Here is a 10,873-nt window from a genome sequence, read left to right as displayed (position 1 = left end):
ACCCTGTGGGAGAGTAGGACGCCGCCGAACAATTTTTGAGCCTCGGTCCCCGGACATTACTGTCCGGGGACCGAGGCATTTCTGCGTTCCGGGCCGGACCCTACGCGACGGCTACGGCATCTCGCTCAGCCGCGCCCGCTCAAGGCGCGGACCGCAGAGCCTGGTTTGGAAAGAGGCCCTGGTCAGGGTATGCTTCATCTCGTTGCGGAGGGGAAAAGCCCAAAGCGACAAGCCGGCCCCCATAGCTCAGTCGGCAGAGCGTCTCCATGGTAAGGAGAAGGTCAACGGTTCGATTCCGTTTGGGGGCTCAAAGAAAAAGGCCCCCCGCCCATGTGGCGGGGGGCCTTTTTCCTATGTCAGTCGGTGTGCGGCTCCGGGACACGCATCGCGAGAATGGCCATGTCGTCCGAGGCCGGTTCCGCCGCGAAGCGTTCGACCGCGCGCAGGACACGGGCGGCGACCGCGCCGGCCGTGAGGCCCGTACACGTGGTGAGGACCTCGGCCAGGCCGTCGTCGCCGAGCATGCGCGTGCCCTCCCGGCGCTCCGTGACACCGTCGGTGACGCACAGCAGGACATCGCCCGGATCGAGGGTCACCGTCTCCTCGTACAGCTCCAGGTCCTCCATCACACCGAGCAGCGGCTGCGGCTCCGCGGCCGGCTGGACCGTGCCGTCCTGCCGCAGCCGCAGCGGCAGCGGGTGGCCGGCGCAGACGACCTTGAGGACCGCGCTCCCGTCCTCCTGGGGCCACAGCTCGCCGTACAGCAGGGTCAGGAAACGGCTGCGCGCCCCCTCGTCGAGAATGGCGGCGTTCAGCCGCTCCAGTACCGCCGGGCCGCTGAAGCCCTCACGGGCCAGCAGGCGCAGGGCGTGCCGGGCCAGGCCGGTGACCGCGGCGGCCTCCGGGCCCGTGCCGCAGACGTCCCCGATGGCGAAGCCGTACGCGTTGTCGCGGATGGGGAACAGGTCGTAGAAGTCACCGCCGACCTCGTTGCCCTCGCCGGCCGCGCGGTAGATGACATCGACCTCCACGCCCGGCACCTGCGGGAGGCCCGGGGGAAGCAGGCTGCGCTGGAGGGACTGGCTGATCGCCGTGCGCTCCGAGTACAGGCGGGCGTTGTCCAGTGCCAGAGCGGCCCGCCGGGACAGGTCCTCGGCCAGCTCCAGGATCTCCTGGCGGAAGTGGTCCTCGGAGGGCTTGCCCAGCGTGAGCATGCCGATGACCCGGTTGCGGGCCACCAGCGGCAGGACGACCGTCTCGCCGCCGACCGCGGCGGCCGTCGCCAGCGTCGTACCGATGCCCGAGGACAGCGGAGTGGAGCCCAGGCCCAGTTCGCGCATGGAGGTGCGCAGGGCGGACTGGTGGGCGGCATCACCGGGGGAGGTCCAGATCCGGGCGCCGGGCGAGGGCACCGGCTCGGGCGGCGGGATCTTCGACAACAGGGCCTTGAGCCCGTCGATCCGCTCCTCGTCCTCGTGCAGGACGTAGGAGAGGAAAGGCTCGGACGACTGGTCGGCGATCGTGTAGACGGCGCACCAGGTGGCGAGCGTGGGGACGGTCATCTGGGCCATCAGGGCCAGGGTCTGGTCCCGGTCCAGGGTGCCGGCCAGCAGGTCGGACGCCTCGACCAGGAAGCTCAGGGAGCCGCGGCGCAGCCGTTCGAGTTCGCCGAGGCGGGCGGACTCCACGGCGAGCGCGATGCGGTCGGCGGCGAACTGCAGGCGCAACGCCTCCTCGTTGGAGTACCGGCCGGGAGCCTCCGCCGCGACGCCGAGGGAGCCGGTGAGACGGCCCTCGACCTTCAGCGGGACGGTGACCACCGAACGCATCCCGGTGCCGCCGAGGAGCGGTACGGCTCCCGGGACGGCGCCGAGGTCCTCATGGACGGCCGGCATACGGGCGGAGGAGTACCGGCCCGTGCCCGCGGCCTCCACGGGGACCCGGGCGAAGCGCTGGCGGGCCGAGGGGAGGCCGGTGGTGGCGCGCACCTCCAGCTCGGTCTCGTCGTCGGTGGCCAGCAGCAGGAAGGCGGCGTCGCCGTCCAGCATGTCCCTGGCCCGCTCCACGGTCCGCTGGAGCAGGCCGTCGAGGTCGTCGGGGGCCGGCGAGCCGATGAAGACCTCGAACGGGTCGGTGCTGCGGCCCTCGGTGCCGGAGTCGGTGACCGGGGTGCGGGCGGGGGACTGCAGGACGGCGCGCTCGTAGTCCCGTACCAGCAGACAGACCGTGGACGGCTCGCCGTCGGTGTCGCGTACGCGCAGGTGGGAGGCGTAGACGGGGATGACGCGGCCGTCGGTGCCGCGGAGGCCGTAGCTGCCCTCCCAGCGGGACAGGCGCAGCGCCTCGGCGAATCCGGTGCCGGTACCGGGGGTGTGCGGCCAGGCGGCGAGGTCGCCCAGCGGCTTGCCGACGACCTGGTCGGCGGTGTGGCCGAAGAGGTGCTCGGCGTCCTGGTTCCAGGCGGCGACGGTGCCGCCCCGGTCGACCTGGACGACGGCGACCCGGACCCGTTCGTCGGCGACCGGGAGCAGGTCGACGGGGAGGACGGGGCCCGCGGACCGGGTGCCGACCGGGCGTTCGGGCAGGTCGAGCTGGAACCAGACCTGTTTGCGGGTGGGGGAGTACTCGACGCCCCAGCGGGAGGCGAGCGCGGCGCACAGCAGCAGGCCGCGGCCGTTCTCCCGGTCGGGGCTGCCCAGGGAGCGGCCGGTGCCCTGGATGGGGACCTCGCGCTCGGGGTACCGGTCGGCGACCTCGACCCGGACGCCTTCCTCGGTGCGCAGGCACAGGACGTCCGCGGCGGTACCGGCGTGGATGACTGCGTTGGTGACGAGTTCGCTGGTCAGGACGACCGCGTCGTCGACGACGTCCGTGTATCCCCACCCTTGGAGGGTGTCCCGGACGAAGGCCCGGGCTGCGGCGACGGAGCGCCCCACAGGGTCGAAGGTGGCGGCCGCCCGCGCGGTGATCACAGTACTCCTCGTACGCGTCTCGACGCCCGGCTCTGCCATGATCGGCCCTGCCCCTCCCGGTGCCCGGTGGTCGTACTCCGTCCCACCGCCCCCGCCGGGCGGACCGGGGCGGTTGGACAGCCGGATGCCAGGTTACTTACCTTCGCCCTCCGGGCGGATGGTGGTCACCGCTGTTTCCGTCCCCCGGGGGCGGGGACGTTATGCGAAGCTGCCGAACTGTTATGGCCTTGTTCGGTCGTGGTGAAACACTGGGAGGGTTCCCGGTGGCCGTGTACGGCGGCGCGAGGCGGGAGCGGCAATGCCCGAGCAGTACGGTCAACCCCTTCGGGAGGGACACGGTGGAGTCTGGCGTGACGGCGCGGGGCGGTAGCACGCGCGCGAAGGGCGGACGGTCCCGGAGCGCTGGGACCGTCGAGGTGGACGCCGCGGCCCTCGACCGCTTGCTGGCGGCCCTGGAGTCGATGCGGGACGGGAACTTCCGCAAGCGCCTGACCGTGACCGGTGACGGGGTGATGGCGGAGATCGCCGCCGCGTTCAACGAGGTCGCCGACCGCAAGCTGCATCTGACCGGTGAGCTGTCGCGGGTGCGCAGGGTGGTCGGGCGCGAGGGCAAGCTGTCCGAGCGGCTGGACGTCGGCGCCGGTGAGGGCGCGTGGGCGTCGGCCATCGAGGCGGCCAACGCGCTGGTGGACGACCTGACACGGCCGGTCTCCGAGGTGGGCCGGGTGCTGTCCGCGGTCGCCGAGGGCGACCTGGAGCAGCGGATGGAGCTGCGTTCGGAAGGGACGGACGGGGCGGTCCGGCCGCTGCGCGGGGAGTTCCTGAAGGTCGCGCGTACCGTCAACAACCTGGTCGACCAGCTGTCGTCGTTCACCGACGAGGTGACGCGGGTGGCGCTGGAGGTCGGCACGGAGGGCAAGCTCGGCGGCCAGGCCCAGGTGCGGGGGGTGTCCGGTTCGTGGAAGGACCTCACGGACTCGGTCAACACCATGGCGTACCGGCTGACGGCCCAGGTCCGGGACATCGCCCTGGTGACCACGGCGGTCGCCAAGGGCGACCTGTCGCGCAAGGTCACCGTCCACGTGGCCGGTGAGATGCTGGAGCTCAAGAACACCGTCAACACGATGGTGGACCAGCTGTCCTCGTTCTCCTCCGAGGTGACGCGGGTCGCCCGTGAGGTGGGCACGGAGGGCGAGCTGGGCGGTCAGGCCGAGGTGCCGGGCGTGGCCGGCGTGTGGAAGGACCTGACCGACTCCGTCAACACGATGGCGGGGAACCTGACGTCCCAGGTGCGGGGCATCGCCGAGGTGACCACGGCGGTCGCCAACGGAGACCTGTCGCAGAAGGTCACGGTGAGCGCGCGCGGCGAGGTGGCGCAGCTCGCCGACACCATCAACCAGATGACCGAGACGCTGCGGACCTTCGCCGACGAGGTCACCCGGGTCGCGAGCGAGGTCGGGGCCGAGGGGCTGCTGGGCGGCCAGGCCCAGGTGCCGGGCGCGGCGGGCACCTGGAAGGACCTCACCGACTCGGTCAACACCGTCTTCCGCAACCTCACCACCCAGGTGCGTGACATCGCCCAGGTGACGACGGCGGTGGCCAACGGCGACCTGTCGCAGAAGGTCACCGTCGATGTCGCCGGCGAGATGCTGGAGTTGAAGAACACCGTCAACACGATGGTGGACCAGCTCTCGGCCTTCGGTTCCGAGGTGACGCGGGTGGCGCGGGAGGTCGGCGTCGAGGGCCGGCTCGGCGGGCAGGCGCAGGTGCCGGGCGCGGCCGGTACGTGGAAGGACCTCACCGACTCGGTGAACACGGCGTTCCGCAACCTCACGGGTCAGGTGCGTGACATCGCCCAGGTGACGACGGCGGTGGCCAACGGTGACCTGTCGCAGAAGGTCACCGTGGACGTCGCGGGCGAGATGCTGGAGCTCAAGAACACCGTCAACACGATGGTGGCGCAGTTGTCGGCCTTCGCCGACCAGGTGACGCGGATGGCGCGGGACGTCGGTACGGAGGGCCGGCTCGGCGGCCAGGCGCGGGTCCCCGGTGTCTCGGGTACGTGGAAGGAGCTCACCGACTCGGTCAACTTCATGGCCGGGAACCTGACGTCGCAGGTGCGCCAGATCGCCCAGGTGACGACGGCGGTGGCGCGCGGTGACCTGTCGCAGAAGATCGACGTGGACGCCCGGGGCGAGATCCTGGAGTTGAAGAACACCATCAACACGATGGTGGACCAGCTCTCGTCGTTCGCCGATCAGGTGACCCGGGTGGCCCGCGAGGTGGGCACCGACGGGCGGCTCGGCGGGCAGGCGCAGGTGCCGGGCGTCGCGGGCGTGTGGCGGGACCTGACCGACTCGGTGAACGGCATGGCCGGCAACCTCACCGCCCAGGTGCGCAACATCGCGCAGGTGGCCACCGCCGTGGCCCGTGGTGACCTGTCGCAGAAGATCGACGTGGACGCCCGGGGCGAGATCCTGGAGCTGAAGAACACCCTGAACACGATGGTGGACCAGCTCTCCAACTTCGCCGAGCAGGTGACCCGGGTGGCCCGCGAGGTGGGCACCGAGGGCATCCTGGGCGGCCAGGCCGAGGTGCAGGGGGTCTCCGGCACTTGGAAGGACCTCACCCAGTCCGTCAACTCCATGGCGAACAACCTCACCTCCCAGGTGCGCAACATCGCCGAGGTGACCACGGCGGTCGCGCGCGGAGACCTGTCGAAGAAGATCACCGTCGACGCGCGGGGGGAGATCCTCGACCTCGTCACCACCGTCAACACGATGGTGGACCAGCTCTCCAACTTCGCCGACGAGGTGACGCGGGTGGCCCGCGAGGTGGGTACCGAGGGCATCCTCGGCGGCCAGGCCCGGGTGCGGGGCGTCACCGGCATCTGGAAGGACCTCAGCGACAACGTCAACGTGATGGCCAACAACCTGACCTCCCAGGTGCGGAACATCTCGCGGGTGTCGTCGGCCGTCGCCAACGGCGACCTGACCAAGAAGGTCACCGTCGAGGCGCGCGGTGAGGTCGCCGAACTGGCCGACACCGTCAACACCATGGTCACCACGCTCTCCTCGTTCGCGGACGAGGTGACGCGAGTGGCCCGCGAGGTGGGTACGGAGGGCGAGCTGGGCGGCCAGGCACGGGTGCCGGGGGTCTCCGGTACGTGGAAGGACCTCACCGAGTCGGTGAACTCGATGGCGTCCAACCTGACCGGTCAGGTGCGCCAGATCGCCACGGTGACCACCGCCATCGCCAAGGGCGATCTCACCAAGAAGATCGACATCGACGCGCGCGGTGAGATCCAGGAGCTGAAGAACACCATCAACACGATGGTCGACCAGCTCTCCTCGTTCGCGGAGGAGGTCACCCGGGTGGCCCGGGAAGTGGGTACGGAGGGCATCCTGGGCGGCCAGGCCCGGGTCCGGGACGTCGACGGCACCTGGCGCGACCTGACCGAGTCGGTCAACGAGATGGCCGGCAACCTCACCCGCCAGGTGCGCGCCATCGCCGCCGTCGCCACGGCGGTGACCCGAGGCGACCTCAACCTGAAGATCGACGTGGACGCGGCGGGCGAGATCCAGGTCCTCCAGGACAACATCAACACGATGATCGCCAACCTGCGGGACACCACCCTCGCCAATGAGGAGCAGGACTGGCTCAAGGGCAACCTGGCCCGGATCTCCGGTTTGATGCAGGGCCGCCGCGACCTGGACGACGTGGCCTCGCTCATCATGAGTGAGCTGACGCCGGTGGTCTCGGCGCAGCACGGCGCGTTCTTCCTGGCGATGCCCACGGGCGGCGGCAATGAGATCGGGCCGGGCGAGGACGGTTCGTACGAGCTGGTCATGCGGGGCAGCTACGGCTACTCGGCCGGCTCGATGCCCACGACCTTCCGGCCCGGCGAGACGCTGATCGGGACGGCCGCCGAGGAGAAGCGGACCGTCCAGGTCAATGTGCCGCCGGGGTACTTGAGGATCTCCTCGGGACTGGGGGAGGCCTCCCCCGCCTATGTGATCGTGCTGCCGGTGCTCTTCGAGGGGAAGGTGCTCGGCGTGATCGAGCTGGCGTCGTTCCAGCCCTTCACCCAGATCCAGCGCGACTTCCTCAACCAGATCGCCGAGATGATCGCCACCAGCGTCAACACCATCAGCGTGAACACCAAGACCGAGGTGCTGCTCAAGCAGTCGCAGGAGCTGACCGAGCAGCTTCGGGAGCGTTCGGCCGAACTGGAGAACCGGCAGAAGGCGCTCCAGGACTCCAACGCCGAACTGGAGGAGAAGGCCGAGCTGCTGGCCCGGCAGAACCGCGACATCGAGGTGAAGAACACCGAGATCGAGGAGGCCCGGCAGGTGCTGGAGGAGCGGGCCGAGCAGCTCGCGGTCTCCATGCGTTACAAGTCGGAGTTCCTGGCGAACATGTCGCACGAGCTGCGCACGCCGCTGAACTCGCTGCTGATCCTGGCCAAGCTGCTCGCGGACAACGCCGAGGGCAACCTCTCCCCGAAGCAGGTCGAGTTCGCCGAGACGATCCACGGGGCGGGTTCCGACCTGCTCCAGCTGATCAACGACATCCTGGACCTGTCGAAGGTCGAGGCGGGCAAGATGGACGTCAGCCCGACCAGGATCGCGCTGGTCCAGCTCGTGGACTACGTGGAGGCCACGTTCCGGCCGCTGACCGCCGAGAAGGGGCTGGACTTCTCGGTCCGGGTGTCGCCCGAACTGCCCGCCACGCTGCACACCGACGAGCAGCGGCTGCTCCAGGTGCTGCGCAACCTGCTGTCCAACGCGGTGAAGTTCACCGACAGCGGCGCCGTCGAGCTGGTCATCCGGCCGGCCAAGACGGACGTGCCGCAGTCCATCCGTGAGCAGCTGCTGGAGTCCGGGGCCCTCAGCGAGCCCGGTGGCGACCTGATCGCCTTCTCGGTGACGGACACCGGCATCGGCATCGCGGCGAGCAAGATGCGGGTGATCTTCGAGGCGTTCAAGCAGGCGGACGGCACCACCAGCCGCAAGTACGGCGGCACCGGGCTGGGCCTCTCGATCAGCCGGGAGATCGCCCGGCTGCTGGGCGGCGAGATCCACGCGGCGAGTGAACCGGGCCGTGGCTCGACCTTCACGCTGTACCTGCCGCTGCACCCGGCCGAGTTGCCGTCGCAGGGCTTCGGGCACCAGCTTCCCGATTCCGGGGACGCGTACACGGGCGGCGCCGAGGAGGTCGGGCAGGGCCCGTCGGCCCACTCCGCGCCGGGCTCGGCCGCCGGGGACCCGCGCTCCGGTGCGGGTGCCCTGTTCCGGCACCGCCGCAGGTCCTCGCTGAGCGGGACCGAGCAGCGCCCGGCGCTGCCCGGCCAGCCCGGTGGCGCCCCGGCCGGGTCGTCCGCGCCGGCCCCGGCGCCGCAGGACCCGTGGGCGGGGCAGGAGGGGCAGGAGCAGCCGAAGCGCAACTTCGAGTTCAACGGTGAGAAGGTCCTCATCGTGGACGACGACATCCGGAATGTCTTCGCCCTCACCAGCGTGCTGGAGCAGCACGGCCTGTCCGTGCTCTACGCGGAGAACGGCCGCGAGGGCATCGAGGTCCTGGAGCAGCACGACGATGTGACCGTCGTACTGATGGACATCATGATGCCCGAGATGGACGGGTACGCGACGACGACGGCGATCCGCCGCATGCCGCAGTTCGCCGGTCTGCCGATCATCGCCCTCACGGCGAAGGCCATGAAGGGCGACCGGGAGAAGGCGATCGAATCCGGCGCTTCCGACTACGTTACGAAGCCGGTGGATCCGGACCATCTGCTTTCGGTTATGGATCAGTGGATGCGCGGAGAGTGACCGTAGGAGACGCGAATCGTGGCATGTTGTTGACTGACTGTGGTCGAACGCGTGTGAGGAAGCGTTTTTCGGGGAACTTTCTGGTCTCCAGCCACGTTTCTGCTACGTGCGCAGTGACATCACGGTGACAGGGTGTGGCGACAGGCGGGGTGCGGCTACGATGACCGGCACAAGGACGGACGGCGCAAGGGAGTCGTCCCCTGGGGCGGCGCCCGGCCAACTGCCGGGGCGAGGAGGACGGGCCATGGTGCAGAAGGCCAAGATCCTCCTGGTCGATGACCGACCGGAGAATCTGCTGGCGCTGGAGGCCATCCTCTCTGCGCTCGATCAGACGCTGGTGCGGGCATCGTCAGGGGAGGAAGCGCTCAAAGCGCTGCTGACGGACGACTTCGCGGTGATTCTTCTCGACGTCCAGATGCCAGGGATGGACGGTTTCGAGACCGCCGCGCACATCAAGCGCAGGGAGCGGACCCGGGACATCCCGATCATCTTCCTGACGGCCATCAACCACGGCCCGCACCACACCTTCCGGGGCTACGCCGCCGGAGCGGTGGACTACATCTCCAAGCCGTTCGACCCGTGGGTGCTGCGCGCCAAGGTCTCGGTCTTCGTCGAGCTGTACATGAAGAACTGTCAGCTGCGCGAGCAGGCCGCGCTGCTGCGGCTCCAGCTGGAGGGCGGCGACCAGGGCGGCGCGGCCAAGGAGTCCGCCGGTCTGCTCGCCGAGCTGTCCGCCCGGCTCGCCGCCGTGGAGGAGCAGGCCGAGGCACTGTCCAAGCAGCTCGACGACGACTCGGCGGACGCCGCCGCCGTCGCCACCGCCGCGCACCTGGAGCGCAAGCTCACCGGACTGCGCCGGGCGCTGGACGCCCTGGAGCCGGGCACCTCCGGCAGCTCGCCCTCCCTGCCCGCGCAGAACTGACCGCGTGGCCGGTACCGGCCAGTTGAGCGCACGTCAGCTTCACGACACGTCATGGGCGACACGAACGGGTGAAGCAGTGGGCACACGTGTCCGTCGCGGCCCACACCGGTAACCTCACACCCATGGCCTCACGTACGTCCGGCAAGGGTTCCCAGAGCACGGCGGGCACCGCGCAGCCGCGCGCCGGCCGTACCTCCGGCGCCGCGAAGAAGGCGGTGCCGGGCAAGCCCCCCATGAAGCGGCCCGCGGCCAGGCAGGCGGTGCCCGCGAGGAAGGCGCCCGCCAAGAAGGCGGTGCGTAGGGCGCCCGTCAAGAAGGTCCCGGCGCGCCGTCCCGCGCCCTCTCCCACCGCGGGCGTGTACCGGCTCGTGCGGGCCCTGTGGCTGGGTCTGGCACACGCCGTGGGCGCGATGTTCCGGGGGATAGGGCGCGGCGCCAAGGGACTCGACCCGGCGCACCGCAAGGACGGCCTGGCACTGCTCCTGCTGGGCATCGCCCTGATCGTCGCCGCCGGCACCTGGGCCAACCTGCACGGCCCGGTGGGCGAACTGGTCAAGATGCTGGTGACCGGCGCCTTCGGCCGGCTCGACCTGCTGGTGCCGCTCCTGGTGGGCGCCATGGCGATCCGCCTGATCCTCCACCCCGAGAAGCCCGAGGCCAACGGCCGGATCGTCATCGGACTGTCCGCGCTGGTCATCGGGGTGCTCGGTCAGGTGCACATCGCCTGCGGCTCGCCGGGGCGCGACGCGGGCACCGAGGCCATGCGGGACGCCGGCGGCCTGATCGGCTGGGCGGCCTCCAAGCCACTGGTCTTCATGACGGGCGAGGTCCTCGCCGTACCGCTGCTGGTGCTGCTCACGGTGTTCGGCCTGCTGGTCGTCACGGCGACACCCGTCAACGCCATCCCGCAGCGGTTGCGAGCCCTGGGCGCGCGCCTGGGCCTCGTCGAGCCGTACGGGTACGCGCCGGTCATCGGTGAGGACGACGAGCGGTACGACGAGCAGTGGCGCGAGGCGCTGCCCGCCCGGCCGCGGCGGCGCGGGCCCGGGGCGGCCGGGGCCGACGACCCGGACGGCGCCGAGGGGCAGGCGCCCACCAGGCGCCGGCCAGCTTCCGGGGCGGGGACCTGCTGGACTTCGACACCGACG

The 10,873-nt window shown here is 70.5% G+C and carries 3 protein-coding genes, 1 tRNA gene and 1 pseudogene; 4 read left to right on the top strand and 1 reads right to left on the bottom strand.

What is annotated here, in order from left to right; genetic code table 11:
* The first annotated feature begins 235 nt into the window (after positions 1 to 235).
* A tRNA-Thr gene (locus AB0H53_RS28800) sits at positions 236 to 308 on the top strand.
* Positions 309 to 356: 48 nt separating this feature from the next.
* Here the strand turns inward: AB0H53_RS28800 and AB0H53_RS28795 are convergent.
* The gene (locus tag AB0H53_RS28795; protein WP_362119506.1) at positions 357 to 3,011 is read right to left on the bottom strand and encodes a SpoIIE family protein phosphatase; all 2,655 of its coding nucleotides are present in this window, start codon (positions 3,009 to 3,011) and stop codon (positions 357 to 359) included.
* A gap of 299 nt (positions 3,012 to 3,310) precedes the next feature.
* Between AB0H53_RS28795 and AB0H53_RS28790 the strand changes: the two genes are divergently transcribed.
* From AB0H53_RS28790 to AB0H53_RS28780, 3 genes and pseudogenes are all read left to right on the top strand, one after another.
* Positions 3,311 to 8,803 (top strand): HAMP domain-containing protein, encoded by a 5,493-nt coding sequence (locus tag AB0H53_RS28790; RefSeq protein WP_362119503.1) that lies wholly within the window; start codon positions 3,311 to 3,313, stop codon positions 8,801 to 8,803.
* A gap of 244 nt (positions 8,804 to 9,047) precedes the next feature.
* A complete protein-coding gene (locus AB0H53_RS28785) occupies positions 9,048 to 9,725 on the top strand; it encodes a response regulator (protein WP_362119499.1) in 678 nt (225 codons plus the stop codon).
* A 122-nt stretch (positions 9,726 to 9,847) separates the two neighbouring features.
* Positions 9,848 to 10,873: pseudogene (locus AB0H53_RS28780) on the top strand (cell division protein FtsK); the annotation flags it as partial.

The sequence above is a fragment of the Streptomyces sp. NPDC050856 genome (genome assembly GCF_040653855.1).
In the GTDB taxonomy this organism is placed as follows: domain Bacteria; phylum Actinomycetota; class Actinomycetes; order Streptomycetales; family Streptomycetaceae; genus Streptomyces.
Note: the sequence above shows the minus strand (reverse complement) of the source record. Positions and strands in the feature narration are given on the sequence as shown.